Below are 16900 nucleotides of genomic sequence, written 5' to 3' on the forward strand. Positions count from 1 at the left end.
CACACACCCACCATGCCGCTGAACACCACCGACCGAAAGACCTAACGGACTCCTACTAGACGTGGGCGGGCTTGCGCTCGTCCACGTCGGCGTCGAGCTTCGCGCCTTCGACGTCCATGTCGGGGAGGACGCGGTCCAGCCACTGCGGCAGGCTCCATGCCCGCCGACCGAGCAGGGCGAGGACAGCGGGAACGATGGTCATCCGGACCACGAAGGCGTCGAAGAAGACTCCGGCGGCCATTGCGAAGCCCATCAGTTTGATCATCGGGTCGTGTGAGAAGAGGAAGCCGGCGAAGACCGCGATCATGATGACGGCGGCCGCGGTCACCACTCGCGCTCCGTGCTGGAACCCGGCCTCCACGGCCCGTTTGGGGGACGCGCCGTTCACGTATTCCTCGCGCATGGGCGTCACCAGGAACACCTGGTAGTCCATGGCGAGACCGAAAACGACGCCCACAAGGAAGATCGGGGTGAGGCTCTGGATCGGGCCGGCGACCGGCACACCGAACAGGTCAGAGAGCCAGCCCCACTGGAAGACCGCGACGACTGCGCCGAACGTGGCGGCCATGGTCAGCAGGAAGCCGAGCGCAGCCTTGAGCGGTACCAGGATCGAGCGGAACACGAGCAGGAGCAGCACAAGCGCGAGGCCTACGATCAGCGCGAGATAGGGCGCCAGGGCACTTCCGAGCTTCGCGGAGATGTCAATGCCGACCGCGGTGTTCCCGGTGACCATGGTGCCGTTGGGGGCTGTGTCCCGCAGGTGTTCGACCAGGTCCGTAGTGGCCTGCTCGCTCGGCCCGGATTTGGGGACGACGGTGAACACGGCAGTGTCGCCGCTCGTGTTGGGAGTGGGCGCGGTGACGGCGGCGACGCCGTCGAAGGACGAGACCTCCCTGGCGAAGCCGTCCGCAGTGGCAGCGGCGTCCGGGCTGTCGACGACCAGCAAGAGCGGGCCGTTGAAGCCCGGCCCGAACCCCTCCTCGAGCAGCTCGTACGCGCGGCGCTCGGTCCTCTCGGTGCTGAGCGCCTCGTCGCCCGAGATGCCCAGGCGCAGGTCGAGCGCGGGCAGCGCGACGACGCCGAGTAGTGCGGTGGCGGCCAACAGTGCGGCCAGTGGCCGGCGGGTGATTGCCGTCGCCCAACGGCGGCTCAGCGGGTTCGGATTGGCCTTCCTTTCCGCACTCTTGCCCAGGACCCGGCGGCCGGCGAAGCCGAGCAGTGCCGGGCCCAGTGTCAGCGCGACGAGCATCGCGACGGTCACCGCGAAGCTCGCGGCCAGCCCCATCTCGGTCAGCGTCGGGATGCCCGCGACGGCAAGCCCCGCCAGTGCGATGACCACGGTGAGCCCGGCAAACACAACGGCCGAGCCGGCGGTGCCCAACGCCCGGCCGGCGGCCTCCTCCGGCTCACGCCCATCCTGGAGCTCCTTGCGGTACCGGGAGACGATGAACAGGGTGTAGTCGATCGCCACGGCGAGGCCCAGCATCAATGCGAGGATGGGCGTGGTTGACCCGATCTTGGTGAACCCGCTGGCCGCCATGATCGCCGCCATCGCGATCCCCACTCCGATCAGCGCGTTCAGCAGCGGCAGCCCGGCAGCGACCAGAGATCCGAAGGTCATAGCGAGCACCAGAGCGGCGACACCGACGCCGATGGCCTCGGTCGCCGACACCCCCGCGGGCTCCTGCATCGCGTCGCCGCCGACCTCGACGGTCAGGCCGGCGTCCTTCGCGACCTGTGTCGCCCCCACCAGCGCGTCCCGGTCCGCGTGCTCAAGCTCGACGCCCTGCACCTTGTAGGCGACCTGGGCAAATGCGATGGACCCGTCCGGCGATACCAGCTCCGCCTCGAACGGATCCGTGACGGACGCCACATCGTCGAGCTTGTTCAGCTCGCGGACAACCTTCTCCACCGGCTCCTTCGCGACCTTCTGCCCGTGCGGCGCCTGGAACACGACCCGGGCGGTAGCACCATCGGCGGAGGCCTCAGGCATCCTCGTCTTGAGCAGGTCCAATGCGCGCTGTGCCTCAGTTCCCGGGATCGAGAACGAGTTGGAAGTCGGCCCGCTGAGTGCGGCCGCGCCCACCCCTGCGGCGAGGAGCACTGCCAACCACAGGGCCAACACGAATTTCCGGCCGCGGAAAGCGGCCTTACCCAACCTGTAGAGGTATGAGGCCATGACGAACCGAGCTCCTTGCTCTCGAAAGGGGTTACAGGCGCGCGAAGGCAACGCGCGGCCCGTGAAGTGAAGTGGACCCGCTAAGGGGATTCCGGGCGCGCCGGAGGGAACGCGTGACCCTGGAATGGGAGTTGGGTGATCTTGCCGAAAGTCAGGCGGGTTGGGGCAGTCCCGCGCGCAGCTGCTCGACGCCATCGATCAGACGGTTGCGGAACTCTTCGAGAGGTTCGCCGTCCCAGATGACGATGGCCGAGTCCAGTACCGAGCCGCAGGCATTGGCCACGAGATGTGGGTAGAGGTCGGTCTTGGGGTCGGTCCCTGTTCGTGCGGCGACCGTCTCTACCGCGGAGAAGTGGACCGCCGTCACCTTCGCGATGTGCTGGGCCAATTGCTCGGGTTCGGTCCGCAGAGTCCGCATCACCGCCAGCCCGTCCGCCCACTTGGTGGGCGCCTCGTCGACCGAGGCAAGTACCGCATTACGGAAGGCGTCCCAGATCTTTTCCCCGGCCGGCCTGGCCGCGAACCGCTGGACCGCATCGTGAAGTACTTCGCTCACGTGGGCGAAGACCGCTTCCTCCTTGCTGCCGAAATAGTTGTGGAACGTCCTGACTGAGACCCCGCCCTCCGCGGCGACGGCCTCGACCGTCAACCGGTCAAGCCCTTCCTCCGCCACGATCCGCATTGCAGCCCTGCACAGAGCGGCTCGCGTCTCCGCCTTCTTCCGCTCCCGCAGGGACATCTCCTCAGCCATACCGACACTCTATCAAACTTGCATGGTCTGCAAAATTTCAGACCATGCAAAGAGTGGTGATGCCTCTCACGCTTGATGTGCCGCGGTGAGCCAGAGCCGCAGCAGCGCCTGGGCGTCCTATATCAAGGAAGCGCTGCGTGGAGGCCGCGGCCCTGTGCCTCGCCGCTGTAGGCCGGCCTGCTTCAGATCGAGAGCGGTCTTGGTGCCCGGGTGAGCCAGGTTGGCGGGTCGCGAGATGTCGTGAGCGTTCGCTGCGCCCTGGTTGATCCGGCGGCCTTCCTCGCGCTGCCGGGCGGCTGCGGGGACGGTGATCGCGGCGAATGGCACGACGCGGTCGGCGGTGCGTCGACGCTCGGTGTCGAGCCGTGGGCGCCCGACGCGGACCTAAAGGAGCGCCGGGTACGGATCCAGCCGACCGAGGTGCACGGACGCTGGTTCGAGCTGCCCGCCCGCTGAGGCGGCGCGCCCGTGGGGCCGGCCGCTTCGGCGCGTGCCCCCGCAGCCTCAGCGAGTGAGCGTGCGCCTCAGCGGCTGAGCGCCGCGCGAAGCGCTCGCGCCTGCTCGGCGTGGAACTCGCGTGACACTCGCGCCCCCCGGTACAGCGCGTCGAAGCCGTGGAACGCGCCGTCGACGACGTGGAACTCGCACGGCACGCCGGCCTCGCGCAACCGCCTGGCGTACTCGACGTCCTCGTCGTGGAAGAGGTCGAGCGTGCCGACGCCGATCCACGCCGCCGGCAGGCCGGTGAGGTCCTGCCGGCGGGCGGCCGCGGCGTAGGGCGAGACATCCGGGCTGCCGGGCTCACGGCCGAGGTACGAGGTCCAGCCGATGCGGTTTTGCGCCGGCGACCAGAGGCGCACGTTGCGGGTGTCGTGGTCGCGCCGGGTGACCGTGCGGTCATCGAGCATCGGGTAGACGAGTAGCTGGAAGGCGGGTCGAATCTCGCCGCGGTCGTGTGCGTAGAGCACGAGGGAGGCTGCGAGCCCGCCGCCGGCGCTGGCGCCGCCGACCGCGATCCGCTCGTCGTCGACGCCGAGCCGGGCGGCGTTCTCGAACAGCCACGTGAGTGCGGCGTACGCGTCCTCCACAGCGGCGGGTGACGGATACTCCGGCGCGAGCCGGTACCTGACGGCGACGACGACCATGCCGAGCGCGCGGGCGAACGCGATGCTCGACGCCTCGTCCTGGGCGGGGCTGCCAAGGAGGAACCCGCCGCCGTGGATCCACAGCATCGCGGGTGCGGGAGCCGCATCCGCGGCGTCGAGCGCCGTTGGCCGGTAGATGCGGAGCCGAACGGCCGGGGCACCCTCGGCGCCGGGCACGTCGAGTTCCTCGATCCGGACGTCGTGGGGCGCCGGCTTCGGCTTCGGCGTGCGGCGCATGAGGCGGACGACGGGCATTCTCGCCGGGATGGGCGGGATGAAGCGGGCGCTGCGCAGGTCGGGATGGAAGACCGACATGAATCCTCCTCTTATCAGCCCGCCGGGGCGGGTACGTGAATCGGACAGAGACACCCGCGGAGCGGGACGCGCAGCGTTCCCGGATCATAGGAACAGCAGCGGTCCGACCCTGCCGAGCCGGGCCGGCTCCCGACTCGGTTCATGGTCGCTCGAGGGGTTGTCTGGTTTCGCGGAAAGGGTCACTGGTCTGTTCCTTTGCACGGGGAAGACCCCGCCCGTCACCGCTCGCTCAGGTTCCGTTCTGTGGTGTCAGGTAGGCGCGCCAAGCATCGAGCGCCATGGCCAAGTGCTGCTCGATGTCTATTTCGCGGGCCGATGGACCATCGGCGGTCACCAGGGCTCGTTGCGCAAGACCCAGGATGCTCTCACCGATGACCTCGACCGTCTGGGGGATATCCAGTTCGGGACGGATCGAGCCGTCCTGCTGACCTTTCCTGAACGACTCCCGGGCGATCTCCATGAGGAAGGCCTCCCGCTCGTGGAGGGCACGAAGTTCGTCGTCGGTCAGCCCATGGCGGCGGAAGGTGTAGTCGAAGTAGCTGCTGAACCGGATGAGGTCCGGCCGGACACTGGCAAGAGAGGCGAAGGTGGCCATCCGCTGGAGAACCTGTGTCCGCCCGTCGAGATCCTCTTCGGCGGGGCTTTGCCTGCCGTGCTCCGCGATGGTGTCGATGACCTGGCGATGCACGTGAAGCATCGCCGCACCGAGGGTCGGGAAGTACTTGTAGAACGTGGGTCGGCTCACGCCGGCACGGTCGGCGATCTGCGCGATCGTGATGACGCTGTCCTGTTCATTGACGAGCTCGATGATCGCCGCGACGATCCCGGCTCGCTGGGTATCGCGGAACCGTTCCCACGACTCGTTGACCAGTGGTGTTGCCGACATCGTCAGAGTGTATCGGCCGGGGCCGACCGCACTCGCCAGGTCGAGGTCCCGCTGGGAAGCACCGCGATCCGCGTCCCGTCCTCGAGCATGTTGGCACCGTCGAGACGAATGCGGGCTTCGGCACCTGCCGGGACGGTTACCTCCAGGTCCCAGCCCGATTCGCTGCGCCGCCATGCGCTGGACACGGGCCCGAACGGTGTCATGGTCTGCCCCTGGACGTGCTCGAGACGGTGCGTGAGCACCGGGCGGATCTCGATCTGCTGCCACCCGGGAGCGGCTGCTCGCAGGCCGGCCAGGTTCTCGTACATCCACCGGGCCACCGCCCCGAGTGCGTAGTGGTTCTGGGAGCCCGCCCCGTTCCAGGATTCGAGCATGGTCGTGGCGCCCTGCGCGACCTGACCGAGCCAGGACGGCTGCTCCTCCTGCAGCAGCAGGTCGAGCGCAAGGTCGTCGTGTCCCCCTGCCGAGAGGGCGGGCAGGAGATACCCGGTGGACAGAAATCCGGTCGCAAGTCGTGTGCCGTTGGCCACGACAAGGTCGGCGAGCCGGTCCGCGACGCGCTGCCTGGCGTGTTCCGGAATCAGACCGAATGTGAGAGGCCGGACCAGTTTCGCCTGCGTCACTGTCCTCGGCATCCCGTCGGCATCGAGGAACTCGGCCTGATACGCGGCCCGGATCTGCTCGTGCAGCTCGGCGTACTCCTGTGCGCTCTGGGTCTTGCCGAGAACGGCTGCCGCTTCGGCTACGAGCCTGGCCGAGTGCGCGAAGTACGCCGTGGCAACCTCGGCATCGGGATTGTTGGCCAGGTTGAGGATCATCTGCAAGGCTTCAGGGCCATCGAACTCATTGCCGGGTTCCAGCCATTCGCCCCAGTGGAAGCCGGTGTCGACGACGTACCGCTCATGGGGCAACGGGTCGCCGGTCCGGGAGGGGTGGCGGTCCGCGGCCCGGCGGAGGCAGAACTGCACCCATGCGACCATCGCGTCCCAGTTCTCCGCGAGCACCTCAGTGGATCCGTAGCGCTGGTACAGGGTCCACGGCACCATCGTGATCGCGTCCGCCCAGCCCGCGGAACCCTTGCCGTCCATCAGCTCGGCAAGCTGCGAGAGTTCCGGCCCCGGGCTCGAATCGCGCGGAACGACGTCGCGGAGGGCTCCGTCCTCGCCCTGCTGCAGCACCACGTCACGCAGCCAGTCCCGAAGGAAGAGGCTGACGTCGGCGAGATGAGTTGCGGCCGGAGCGAACACCTGCGCGTCGCCGGTCCAGCCGGACCGTTCCCGAGTGGGGCAGTCGGTGGGGACATCGGTGAAGTTTCCCCGCATGCTCCACACGATGTTGTCGTGCAGCTGATTCAGTCCGGAATCGGAACTGCTGAACTCCCCGTCATACCGGAGGTCTGCCTGGAGAACCAGGGCCTCGATGCGCTCGAGTTCGACCCGCGAGGCGCCTTCGATCTCGATGTACCGGAAGCCACGCATCGTGTATCGCGGCTCAAAGATCTCACTGCCTCCCCCAGCCAGGACATACCGGTCGATGGCCGGCACGCTGGGAGGAAGCACTCCGTCTCCCAGCAGGTAGTCCGTCCGGACTCGCCCGGCCTTGTCGACCAGCTCACTGTGATGTACCGCCAGCGTTGCCCCGGCGGGCCCGGCGACGGTCAGTCGGACAACACCGACGAGGTTCTGCCCGAAGTCGACCACAGTCCGGTCGTCGATCGTGGTCACCCGAGCCGGCTCGAGCACGTCGGCCACGACGACTGGCTCGCTCCGCGCCGCATCCACCCGCTCGGTCCCATGGGGGAACACCACGACCGGTCGAGCGTCTGTCAGCGAGGCCCCGGTAGTGAATTGCGCCCCGGGGATCCGGGCATCGATGGTCGCCCCTTCCATCGGGTCAGCGAACCGGCGTGGACCATATCCACCCTCCCAAGCCGCATCCGTCGTGATGATCTCGCGGCGCCCGGACTCGAATTCCATCAGCAGATACGCGATCGCGGCGAGCTGCTCCCCGTACGTATTCCGCTGCCCAAAGGCGCTGTTCCGGCCGCGATAGCGGCCTTCCGCGAGTTCGATCCCGATCGTGTTGGAACCAGCTACCAGCTCATCGGTGACGTCGTATCCCTCGTACTCGAACCGCTGGTCGTACGCGGTGAAGCGCGGGGTGATGCGCACTCCCGTCACGTCGCCTCCGTTGACGGCCACGCCGTACCAACCGCGGGCACTGGCATAGAGGCGTGCGCGGACAGGCGCGGCCTCGAGGTCGAACGTACGACGCAGGTACTGCACCGGTGTCGGCGCGTCCGCGGGCTCGGTCACCCGCAGTCCGATCCACTCGGCGAGCTCGTGCAGCGGACCCGGATGGGTTTCGAAGCTCGCGGCCTCGCTCCAGACCTGGGTGTCACGAACAGTCGCCCCGACTCGCCACGTGTACGCAGCGGACCTTTCCAGCGGCGGCCCCTCGTACCGGACGGTGGGCAGCGCCCCCAGCCGCCAGGTGCCCTGCCATATCGGCACGCTCGCCCCCGCCTGATAGACCTCCACGACGCCCCGGTCCGGGGCTTCCGCGCCGGTCGCGAACTCCCAGGACAGCTCAGGGACAGGGTCGGCGAGCAGTTGGTGACCAAGGCCCGACGTGCGCAGATTGATGAAGGGTGCGATAGACGACATCGAATGGATTCCTTCGTTGAAAGGCTGGCAGTTGCGGCCTGATCAGGCATTCGCGAACGGCCGAGGTCGGCCGACCGTCGCTTCGACGACCACTGGCTCATGTACGTCTCTCCACCGAGGGTTCTTACGTTCCGCAATGGGATTCATACGTCCCGTAGCAGTCATTTACATGCCGCAAGCACTGGTTTACGTCACACCAGGAAGGGTTTACGACGTGTAAATGACAGTATCGTAGCGCCCACGCCTCCACAAGAGGTCTCGTCCAGGGCCTGGCCGACCTCGACCTGGCACCGCAGTTGATCCGCCACCACCCGCAAGTCCACAAAACCGTGAAGGGTGCGGCCTGATTTGAGGGACGATCCCTCCGGGTTCGCCTGCGGTTGATCGTGGTCCTCTCCTACCGTGCCCGGCATAGACGAGCTGATGAGACAGGTGCAGGCCAAGGAGTCCGCGGCGCGGGCTCGGGTGGAGGGCCTGCGGGCGGAGCTGGAGCGGATCACGGCCGAGCTCGCGGCGGAGGAAGGGTCCCTGGCGGGCTGGACGACCACGCGTGAGCACGTGATGTTGCTGCGGTCCGAGCAGAACGGTGCCGGACCGCTGGAGTCAGCGGAAGGCGTGGTCGGTGAGGTCGTCGGCGTGCTGAGCGTGGACGACCAGGCTGTGGTCGAGGCGCTGACCAGGGCCGGGCAGGGGATGCGGGCCAAGGAGCTGTGCGAGGCGGTGGGCCTGGTGGTGGATCACCGTCGGGTCGAGACGCTGCGGGCGCGGTTGAAACGCCTGGTCAAGCGGAGTGTTCTGGTCGAGAACGCGGGCTTGTTCGACCTGGCCGAGGGTGTTCGCACAGCTGATCCGGACTGAACCGCCCCGACTCGGGGCACTCCGAAATCTCTACGGAACCCGGAACGGTTCGCTCGAGGGGTTGTCAGGTTTCGCGGAAAGGGTCACTGGTCTGTTCCTTTGCAGCCTGGAACAAGCCGGTCGCTCCGGACAAACTCACCGCGACCTGCTGGGCGCGGTCTGGGGGACGAGGCCGTCAGGGACCTATGCCACGATGATCAAGATTTCGACCGGCTCACACTCAGGCGCGGAGGCGTGGAGGCGGATTTTCCCAGTGCCGGTGGGGCGGAGAACGGCCAGGGCGCGGCCTTCGTAGGTGTGATGTGCGGTGGTGTCGAAGCGCTCCTCGGTGGAGGGGGCGGCGCTGCCGAAGCCTGCAAGGGCGCCGCTTCCGGAGATCTCTAGGCTCACGGTGCGGTCGGCCGCGGTGTGGAGGGTGCCGTCGGTGTCGGTCAGGGTGAGGGTGACGTAGGCGAGGTCGCCGTTTGCGGCGGTGATGGTGGGGCGGTCGGCTTCGGCGCGCAGTCGTACGGAGCCGGTGGCCGAGCGCAGGAGGTGGCGGCCGGTCTCGGCGCCGTCCTGGTAGGCGATGGCCACCAGCTCGCCGGGTTCATAGACGGTGTCGAACTCGGCGCGGAACCGGTGTTGTTCACCGGCCGGTTCGCGGCCTAGGGAGCGGCCGTTGACCAGGAGTTCCACCTCGTCGGCGGCGCTGTAGACCTCGACCTTGACCGGCTTGCCCGTAAACCCCGGCCAGGTCCAGCTGGAGATGGTGTCGCTCCAGGCCCAGGGGGATCCGGCCCAGGTCTTGCCGTGGTGCTCGGGCCGCTGGACGGCGATGTAGGGCTGGGTGCGCAGGCCGAAGACGATCTCCCGGTAGTAGGAGGCGGGCCGGCGGTGGCCGGTGATGTCGATGTCGCCGCACCCGGCCAGGAGGTACGGATAGGGCGCGAGGAGGCCGGAAGGGGGTTCGGAGGTGAGGTACTGGGGGCGGCCGAGGCCGGCCTCGCCCAGGTACTCCCAGCCGGTCCAGGTGAAGTCGCCGATGACGTGGCCGTACTGCTTCACCAGCTTCCAGTTGGTGTCGATGTGGGTCGGGAAGGTCTCGGTCCCCACGATGATCCGGTTCGGGAACAGTTCGCGGTCCAGGGCGTAGCGGGCGTCGGAGTAGTTCATGCCCGCGATATCCAGCACGCCGTAGGACTCGGCGGTCCGTTCGGTCACCACCTCCGAGGCACCGATGACGTTCATCATGTCCAAGGCGTTGGCCATGAAGGTGTTGATCCCCGTGCTCTCTCCCTCCGCCTGCTGCGCCTGCTCGCTCATCTGCGCCAGGTCCGACTGCACGGCCAGCATGTTGTTGATCCCGTTGGTGACGTAGCGGGTACCGTCCAGGGAGCGGATCTTCTCGGCGAGCGTGCGTCCCAGGGCTGCCCCGGTGGGCGAGCCGGTCTCGGGAATCTCGTTGCCGATCGAGTAGAGGACGACGCTGGGGTGGTTGAAATCCTTGGCGATCATGGACTCGATGTCGCGTTCCCACCATTCGGGGAAGCTGAGACTGTAGTCGAAGTCGCTCTTGGCCGAGGTCCACACGTCGAACGCTTCGTCCATCACCAGCATGCCCAGGCGATCACATGCCTCCAGCATCGCGCGGCTCATCGGGTGGTGCGCCATGCGAAGGGCGTTGAACCCGGACTCTTTGAGGATCTCGACTCGCCGCTCTTCGGCGCGGGCGTAGGTCGCCGCGCCCAGCACCCCGTTGTCGTGGTGGAGGCATGCGCCGCGCAGCTTGACGGTTTCGCCGTTGATGCGCAGTCCGGATCGGGGGTCGAGTTGCAGGGAGCGAATGCCGAAGACAGAAGACTCGGTGTCCACCGTGCCGTTCTCGTCGTGGAGCCGGACCTCGCAGGAATACAGGGAGGGTGATTCGGGGCTCCACAGCGAGGGATCGAAGACATAGAGATGCTGCCGAGCGGTCGCGGGCTCACCGGGCAGCACCGTGACCTTTGCCGTGTCGGTGGCGACGACGGCCCCGGCGGCGTCGCGGATCTCGGTCACCAGGTCGAGGGTGCGGATCGCGATCGTGTCGTTCTCGAGCGTGGTCGCCACCTGCACCACTGCTCGATCCCGGTCGATGTCGGGGGTGGTCACGCACAGGCCGTCCGGGGTGACCCGCACCAGATCACCGACGAGCATCCAGGTGTCCCGGTAGATCCCCGCGCCCGAGTACCAGCGGGAGTCCTGGTGGACGCGGGCTTCGACACGGACCTCGTTGTCCTGCCCGAAGCGTAGGAAGCGGCCGGCGTCGACGCGGAAGCGGGAGTAGCCGTAGGGGCGCTGCCCGGCGTAGTCCCCGTTGACGTACACGGTCGCGTCGCGGTAAACGCCTTCGAACTCCAGGAAGACCCGCTTGCCCTGATGCTCCTGCGGGACGAAGAAGGTCTTGCGATATTCGAAGGCACCGCCGGGGAAGTGGGCACGGACCCCGTCCTCGATCGCGCCTTCGCCGTCCGGAACTACCCGGTCCTGCTCGATCAGCGCATCGTGCGGCAGCGTGACGTTCCGGTAGGGGGTGATGGCCCCGCCAGCCATCTCGGCGAACGGGTTGACCTTGGGCCGGATCTGCCAGCCGTCATTGAAGCTGATACGGAGCATGGGCTCTCTTCCTCTTCGCGTTGCTACGGGCCGTCCGGGCCGTCGGGCGGATCTGATGGGAAGGTCAGGTGAGTTCGAGCTCGCTTGCAGCGGTGATGGCGCCGGGGTCCCCGGCGTAGGAGGCTGCCTCGATCACGGCTGTGGGAGACGCGGGAACGAAGCCGTCGGACATCCAGCGCTGCAGGGGCCGGGGCGAGGCGGCGACGCTGATCGATGCCGACGCGCCGGCCGCGAGATCGACGGCTGCGAAACCGAGCAGCACCCGAGTGGGGAAGTCCTCGCCCGCGCCGATGGGGAGTCCGTAGAACTGGACGACGTGGCGGCCCGCGCGCGAGCCGGTGTTGGTCACGGTCACGGTGGCAGTGAACGCGCCGCCGTCAGGGGCGCCGACGGCTAGTTCGGTGAGCGTGAAGGTGGTGTCGGAGAGCCCGTAACCGAGAGGGAAGGCGGCCGGGTGGCCGTCGCGGTGCGACCGCCCCCAGGCTGGATGGCGGGGCAGGTTGATGCACACACCGCCGAAGAAGTTGCCGCCCTGGGCCCGCACCTCCAGGCCGATCGCGACGCCGACGCGCTCCTTGAGTTCCACGTCCCAGGTGGCGCCGCGCGCCATGGAGACGGGGAAGGCGGTCGAGGCGCCCACGACCACCCCGCGCGGGCCGTCGGAGAACAGCAGGCCCGGGATGCCGAGTCTCTCGATCCGGCCCATCGGGACGGGCGTGCGGTTGTATCCCTCCGCCATCATCTCGGCCAGGCCCTGCCAGAACGGCAGGTCGCCATCGAGCAGCCCCAGGCGTTCTTCCAGGCTGAGCCGTTCCAGCAGTTCCTCGGCCGCCTCGTCCGGGGAGGTGCCGACGCGTACGGCGGCCACGGCGGTCGAGAAGGCGGTGGAGTCTGCGGTCGTCGCCATCGCACGACCCTTCTGTGAGCAGGCCACGGTGCTTTATCTACCAAACCGTAGATAAGCTAGGTCGGTAGCATGCCCGACGTCAATCCCCGTACGGAAGGAGCCGCGTGCGCATGTCCTCAGCCACCGGCCGCCGTCGGCTGCCGCTCGCCGAACGCCGCGAGGAGATCCTGAAGGCGGCCACCGAACTCATCGCCTCCTCCGGCTTCAAAGGCGTTCCGCTGGAGGCGTTCGCTACTGCGTGCGGCATGACCAAGGCCGGAATGCTCCACCACTTCCCCTCCAAGGACGCCCTGCTCGTCGCGGTCCTCGAACGCCGCGACGAACTCGACCTCGCCAGCGTCGTCGGCACGCTGGAATCCGCCCCGGACCCGGCCGCCGCACGCGCCCTCATGACCGACGTCGTCCAGCGCAACCTCACCCAGCGTTCGATCCTGCAGCTGTACGCCGTGCTGGCCGCCGAGGCCCTCAACCCCGACCACCCCGCCCACACCTACTTCCAGACGCGCCTGAGCGACGGCCGCGCCATGTTCGAGCACTACCTCCTGGCCTGGCACCCCCGTCCAGACCTGGCCGCGGTGGAACTGCTCTCCTTCCTTGACGGCCTGCAGCTCCACTGGCTGCGCGACTCGGACATCGACTTCCTCGCCCAGTGGGAGCTCTTCGCCGACCGGTTCTTCACCATCTGAACCCGCGCTTCTACGCATGCCGGCCGGAGAATGCCAGAAAGGGGGTTCGCCGGACCGGGCGCGGGTCGGCCGACTCGCTTGTCGCGGGCGGTTCGTGCCCGTCGGCCAGCGGTTGGCGAGGGCTTCGACGAAGGGTCATGTCCGGTCGAGCAACGGTGCGTTGAATATCGCCTCGCGTGGCCCGGACGCGAGGGTCTGGTGATATCCAGAACCTCGCCGACCCGTTCGGGGTCGAGTGCTCTGGTGGGTTCGTCGAAGAGGATGATCTCGGGGTCATGGCGAGTGCCCGGGCGATGGCGACTCGTTGCTGCTCTCCCCTGACAGCTGCGCGGGGTAGGAGTGGACTCATCCGGCGAGGCCGAGTTGTCGAGCAGTTCAGCAGACCCGGCTGGAGGCGGCCAAGGTCCTCCTTTTGACCGGTGACGAAAGCCAGGAGTCCATGGCACGGCGTGCCGGCTTCGGCTCCCCGGAGACGATGAGACGGATCCTCCGCCGCAACCTCGGCGTCTCACCGCGCGGCTACCGCAGCCGGTTCCGTACCACCGGCATCGACCGCCAGGAGGCGGAGTCCGACCAGGATGACTGATCCGGTGATGTCCTCACCCCCACGCGCTCCAGCGACGGCGTCGACCTCCCCAAAGCGCGCGGGTTCGCGGAATCCGGGAGGCCATGAGCTGCGAACGGGACCGAGCTGCCGCTCTGGAGCCGGGGAAGCGTGCGGGATCGTCGTGGCTCGGGTCCTCGCCTTCGGCCCGACTGCGGATTGGTCGGACACGGTGAAAACGCTTCAAGAATCCCGAAGTTACGTCACGCGACCGCAGGCCACCCGAAGGGGGAACAACCCCCTGGCCACGGGCACGGGGACTCAGCGGGGCTCAGGGGAACTCACGGGATGTCGCACAGTCGGTGATGGCGGTGGCCTGGAGGAGAGTGAAGGTTTCCGCGGACGACTCCGGCCAGTACGGCGAGCAGGATCAGAAGCGGGATCGGGCCAGAGGTGAGGCCGAGTGCCAGTGTGGTGATTCCTCCGGTGGCGATCAGGGCCACGGTGCGGGTCGTGACGCCCGTGCGGCGGATGAGGGTCGCGTAGAGAGGGTGCGGCCGAGGATCTGGCCGGCGCCCTCAAGTCCTAGTGCCCAGACGGCCGTCGTCACGTCCGCGCCGCGTGCGGTCAGCAGTGGGACGAGGCCGATGACGACGGCGTACAAGGCGAATCCGGACAGCGCCGCCCCCACTGGCCGTCCACTCGAACACTCAGTCCCTCCGCCGCGTCGCCGGTCAGGGCGAAGTCGAAGAAACAGGGTTCACCCTTGTGGGGTTATAGGTGCCCTCAGGGAACCAGTACCAGTCGTCCCCGTACCCCGCCCTCCGCCAGGTGGGCGTGGGCCTTCGCGGCCTCGGCGAGGGGGTAGGTCTGGGCGACGCGGGACGTCAGGACGCCCTTGTCCGCGAGGGCGACCAGGGCCGCGAGGCGAGGGCCGTCGGTGGCGATGACGCCGACGGAAGTGGGGCGGATGCCGCGCGTGGGCGCCGGTTCGGCGCCGAAGCGCAAGCCTACGAAGGCGCCGCCGTCGCGGACCCAGGACAGGGCCGTGTCGCCGAGGATGGCCGTGTCCAGGACCGCGTCCACGCTTGCCGGTCCGGCGGTGGTCGAGGTGAAGTGGGCGGCGCCCAGGGAGCGTACGTACTCCTCGTCAGTCTCGCGGGCCAGGGCCGTGACCTCGATGCGCTGGTGGACGGCGAGCTGGACGGCGTAGGCGCCGACCGCGCCCGCCGCGCCGGTCACCAGGAGGCTCTGGCCGGGGCTGAGGTCGAGGAGGTCGAGGCACTGGGCGGCGGTGCGGGCGTTGAGGGGAAGGGTGGCGGCGAGGGTGGTGTCCCAGCTCTTGGGGGCCCTGGCCGCCGCGTCGGCGTCGACGATCAGGTACTCCGCGTGGGTGCCCGTGCCGAGGGGCTTGAACAGGCCGGGCGCCAGGGCCACCACCTCGTCGCCGGCCTTCCAGTGAGCGTCCTGGCCTGCCGCGTCGACCGTTCCTGCCACGTCCCAGCCGAGGGCGAATCGTCCGCCCGCTTCGCCGTAGGCGCCTGAACGAGCGCCCGCATCCACGGGGTTGAGGGCCGCGGCCGCCACCTTGATCCGTATCTGGCCGGTGGCCGGTTCCGGGATCTCGGTCTCAATGATCTCCACGGCCTCGGGTCCGCCGAAGGTCGTCACCACTGCGGTGCGCATGCTCATGTCGTGTCTCCAAAAGAGTAGTTGACCAGAGAACGGGAGCTTTTGCGAGGTATTGGCTCCCGTGGTCACAACCCTAGGAAGAGCTACTATGCATTCGTAAGTAGGCACCTGAAGGTGCGTACGTCACCTGGAGGTGAACCATCGCGACCATGACGGCGGCGCAACGGCGCGAGCAGGCGCGGGCGGACTACGACGTGTTCATGAACGGGTGTCCGACCAACCAGCTGCTCAACCGCATCAGCGACAAGTGGGTCAGTCTCGTCGTCGGCGCGCTCGCCGGCGGGTCGATGCGCTACAGCGACCTCGGGCGCCGGATCGCGGGCGTCAGCCCCAAGATGCTGACGCAGACGCTGCGTTCACTGGAGCGGGACGGTCTGGTGACGCGTACGGTCACCCCGTCCGTCCCTGTCCGGGTCGACTACGAGCTCACGCCTCTCGGCCACAGCCTGTGCCTGCTGCTCCTCGCCGTGGCAGCCTGGGCGGAGTCGCACATCGATGAGGTGCACGAGGCGCGGGAGCAGTACGACTTGAGCTCGGACGAAGGCCGCGCCGACCACTAGGCCGTTTCTGATGGCTCTTGGACAGTGTCGCGGAGCCAGATGACGATTGCGGTGATGGTCAAGGTGCCGTTGAAGATGTAGTCGCGCTTGATGCCCCTATCGGGACACGCCCCCCGTTTCGGCGGCAGCACGCACCGCCTCAGACAGCAGTCGGCAGATCAAACGCAAGGCACCAGGGCCAGTCGTATCGCGGGCCAGACCACCGCCCGAGGCGGCACCCCAACATCCTCACAGTCGTACCGGATGGCCACAGCGCGGAACTGCTTCCACTTGTTCACGCACCGCTCGACTGCGTTGCGACGGCGGTACTGGGACTTGTCGAAGGCCGGGGGCCGGCCTCCGGCTCGTCCCCGGCGCTTGCGATGAGCCCGCTGATCGTCGGGCTGCGCGATGGTGGCCTTGATCCCGCGTCGTCGCAGGTAGGCACGGTTCTCGCGGCTGGAGTACGCCTTGTCGCCGCGCACCCGGTCCGGCTGACTGCGCGGGCGGCCCGTGCCGCGGCGCCGGATGCGTAAACCGTCCAGCACCGGAGCGAACATCGGGCTGTCACCTCGCTGACCCCCCTTTTGCGGGTAGTCGGCCGTGGGCTTGCGTGGTGCTCCGGCCGCGTGCTGATGCGCCCGGCAGGAGGTGGAGTCGATGTTGACGGCCCACTCCTGCCGGTCCGCCTGGCGAGCAAGTGCCCTGTCCGGGTCACCGGCATCGGCCTCGATCTGTAACTCCTGAAGGATGGCCTGCCAGGTGCCGTCGGCCGACCAGCGACGGTGACGTTCGTAGACGGTCTGCCAGGGACCGTACCGTTCGGGCAGGTCAGGCCAGGGCACCCCGGGCCGGGCCCGGAACAGTACCCCGTTGATCACCCACCCTGCGGTGATCCGCCCACTGCCCGCCCGGCTTTCCGTTGCCGGGCAGGAGGGGTTCGATCTTCTGCCACTGCGCGTCCGTGAGTTCGTGTCGCCGCACCATACGAGCGTCCTGCCCGGCCAACCACGAGATCCATCCAGCCGACCAAGAGCCATCAGAAACGGCCTAGCGAAGCAGGTGGCCGATGGCCGCAGTTATCAGGAAATCCTCGAC

13 protein-coding genes and 3 pseudogenes are annotated in these 16900 nt (G+C 68.1%); 5 read left to right on the forward strand and 11 right to left on the reverse strand.

The window, feature by feature from the left end; translation table 11 throughout:
- Positions 1–55 precede the first annotated feature (55 nt).
- Positions 56–2179 (reverse strand): MMPL family transporter, encoded by a 2124-nt coding sequence (locus tag JIX56_RS00175; RefSeq protein ID WP_257536711.1) that lies wholly within the window; start codon positions 2177–2179, stop codon positions 56–58.
- 151 nt (positions 2180–2330) lie between these two features.
- On the reverse strand, positions 2331–2930 hold the full coding sequence (locus JIX56_RS00180) for a TetR/AcrR family transcriptional regulator (RefSeq protein ID WP_257536712.1): 600 nt from the start codon (positions 2928–2930) through the stop codon (positions 2331–2333).
- 240 nt (positions 2931–3170) lie between these two features.
- Here JIX56_RS00180 and JIX56_RS00185 point away from each other — a divergent pair, with 240 nt between their 5' ends.
- Positions 3171–3386: a hypothetical protein gene (locus JIX56_RS00185; RefSeq protein ID WP_257536713.1), complete on the forward strand. Its 216-nt coding sequence runs from the start codon at positions 3171–3173 to the stop codon at positions 3384–3386.
- A gap of 68 nt (positions 3387–3454) precedes the next feature.
- Here the strand turns inward: JIX56_RS00185 and JIX56_RS00190 are convergent, their stop codons facing one another.
- The 3 genes from JIX56_RS00190 to JIX56_RS00200 form a co-directional block, all read right to left on the reverse strand.
- The gene (locus tag JIX56_RS00190) at positions 3455–4390 is read right to left on the reverse strand and encodes an alpha/beta hydrolase (RefSeq protein ID WP_257536714.1); all 936 of its coding nucleotides are present in this window, start codon (positions 4388–4390) and stop codon (positions 3455–3457) included.
- Positions 4391–4619: 229 nt separating this feature from the next.
- On the reverse strand, positions 4620–5276 hold the full coding sequence (locus tag JIX56_RS00195) for a TetR/AcrR family transcriptional regulator (protein ID WP_257536715.1): 657 nt from the start codon (positions 5274–5276) through the stop codon (positions 4620–4622).
- Positions 5277–5278: 2 nt separating this feature from the next.
- Positions 5279–7942 (reverse strand): alpha-L-rhamnosidase, encoded by a 2664-nt coding sequence (locus tag JIX56_RS00200; RefSeq protein WP_257536716.1) that lies wholly within the window; start codon positions 7940–7942, stop codon positions 5279–5281.
- 402 nt (positions 7943–8344) lie between these two features.
- Here JIX56_RS00200 and JIX56_RS00205 point away from each other — a divergent pair, with 402 nt between their 5' ends.
- Complete coding sequence (locus tag JIX56_RS00205; RefSeq protein ID WP_257536717.1) at positions 8345–8800, forward strand: hypothetical protein; 456 nt, start codon at positions 8345–8347, stop codon at positions 8798–8800.
- A gap of 183 nt (positions 8801–8983) precedes the next feature.
- Here JIX56_RS00205 and JIX56_RS00210 read toward each other — a convergent pair whose 3' ends face one another.
- Positions 8984–11434, reverse strand: coding sequence for a glycoside hydrolase family 2 protein (locus tag JIX56_RS00210; RefSeq protein WP_257536718.1), 2451 nt, complete (start codon positions 11432–11434; stop codon positions 8984–8986).
- A gap of 64 nt (positions 11435–11498) precedes the next feature.
- Positions 11499–12341, reverse strand: a complete 843-nt coding sequence (locus JIX56_RS00215) for a fibronectin type III-like domain-contianing protein (RefSeq protein ID WP_257536719.1) — start codon at positions 12339–12341, stop codon at positions 11499–11501.
- A gap of 110 nt (positions 12342–12451) precedes the next feature.
- Between JIX56_RS00215 and JIX56_RS00220 the strand changes: the two genes are divergently transcribed.
- Positions 12452–13027, forward strand: coding sequence for a TetR/AcrR family transcriptional regulator (locus JIX56_RS00220; protein ID WP_257536720.1), 576 nt, complete (start codon positions 12452–12454; stop codon positions 13025–13027).
- Positions 13028–13227: 200 nt separating this feature from the next.
- Here the strand turns inward: JIX56_RS00220 and JIX56_RS47885 are convergent.
- Positions 13228–13363 (reverse strand): annotated as a pseudogene (locus tag JIX56_RS47885) (ATP-binding cassette domain-containing protein); the annotation flags it as partial.
- A gap of 76 nt (positions 13364–13439) precedes the next feature.
- On the opposite strand from JIX56_RS47885, the gene JIX56_RS00230 reads away from it, so the two are divergent.
- On the forward strand, positions 13440–13613 hold the full coding sequence (locus JIX56_RS00230; RefSeq protein WP_257536721.1) for a hypothetical protein: 174 nt from the start codon (positions 13440–13442) through the stop codon (positions 13611–13613).
- Between the two features lie 316 nt (positions 13614–13929).
- On the opposite strand, the pseudogene JIX56_RS00235 reads toward JIX56_RS00230, so the two are convergent.
- Positions 13930–14250: pseudogene (locus tag JIX56_RS00235) on the reverse strand (MFS transporter); the annotation flags it as partial.
- A 107-nt stretch (positions 14251–14357) separates the two neighbouring features.
- Complete coding sequence (locus JIX56_RS00240) at positions 14358–15257, reverse strand: NADP-dependent oxidoreductase (protein ID WP_257550679.1); 900 nt, start codon at positions 15255–15257, stop codon at positions 14358–14360.
- A gap of 146 nt (positions 15258–15403) precedes the next feature.
- Between JIX56_RS00240 and JIX56_RS00245 the strand changes: the two genes are divergently transcribed.
- Positions 15404–15823 (forward strand): winged helix-turn-helix transcriptional regulator, encoded by a 420-nt coding sequence (locus JIX56_RS00245; RefSeq protein WP_257550681.1) that lies wholly within the window; start codon positions 15404–15406, stop codon positions 15821–15823.
- Between the two features lie 158 nt (positions 15824–15981).
- Here JIX56_RS00245 and JIX56_RS00250 read toward each other — a convergent pair.
- Positions 15982–16789: pseudogene (locus tag JIX56_RS00250) on the reverse strand (IS5 family transposase).
- Between the last annotated feature and the right edge of the window lie 111 nt (positions 16790–16900).

It is taken from the genome of Streptomyces sp. CA-210063 (assembly GCF_024612015.1).
Lineage (GTDB): Bacteria > Actinomycetota > Actinomycetes > Streptomycetales > Streptomycetaceae > Streptomyces.

Excerpts from the sequence above, each read along its gene's own strand:
- JIX56_RS00210 (WP_257536718.1), bottom strand. The coding sequence starts at position 11,434 with ATGCTCCGTATCAGCTTCAATGACGGCTGGCAGATCCGGCCCAAGGTC.
- JIX56_RS00215 (WP_257536719.1), bottom strand. The coding sequence starts at position 12,341 with ATGGCGACGACCGCAGACTCCACCGCCTTCTCGACCGCCGTGGCCGCC.
- JIX56_RS00200 (WP_257536716.1), bottom strand. The coding sequence starts at position 7,942 with ATGTCGTCTATCGCACCCTTCATCAATCTGCGCACGTCGGGCCTTGGT.
- JIX56_RS00195 (WP_257536715.1), bottom strand. The coding sequence starts at position 5,276 with ATGTCGGCAACACCACTGGTCAACGAGTCGTGGGAACGGTTCCGCGAT.
- JIX56_RS00220 (WP_257536720.1), top strand. The coding sequence starts at position 12,452 with ATGTCCTCAGCCACCGGCCGCCGTCGGCTGCCGCTCGCCGAACGCCGC.
- JIX56_RS00190 (WP_257536714.1), bottom strand. The coding sequence starts at position 4,390 with ATGTCGGTCTTCCATCCCGACCTGCGCAGCGCCCGCTTCATCCCGCCC.
- JIX56_RS00180 (WP_257536712.1), bottom strand. The coding sequence starts at position 2,930 with ATGGCTGAGGAGATGTCCCTGCGGGAGCGGAAGAAGGCGGAGACGCGA.
- JIX56_RS00240 (WP_257550679.1), bottom strand. The coding sequence starts at position 15,257 with ATGCGCACCGCAGTGGTGACGACCTTCGGCGGACCCGAGGCCGTGGAG.
- JIX56_RS00175 (WP_257536711.1), bottom strand. The coding sequence starts at position 2,179 with ATGGCCTCATACCTCTACAGGTTGGGTAAGGCCGCTTTCCGCGGCCGG.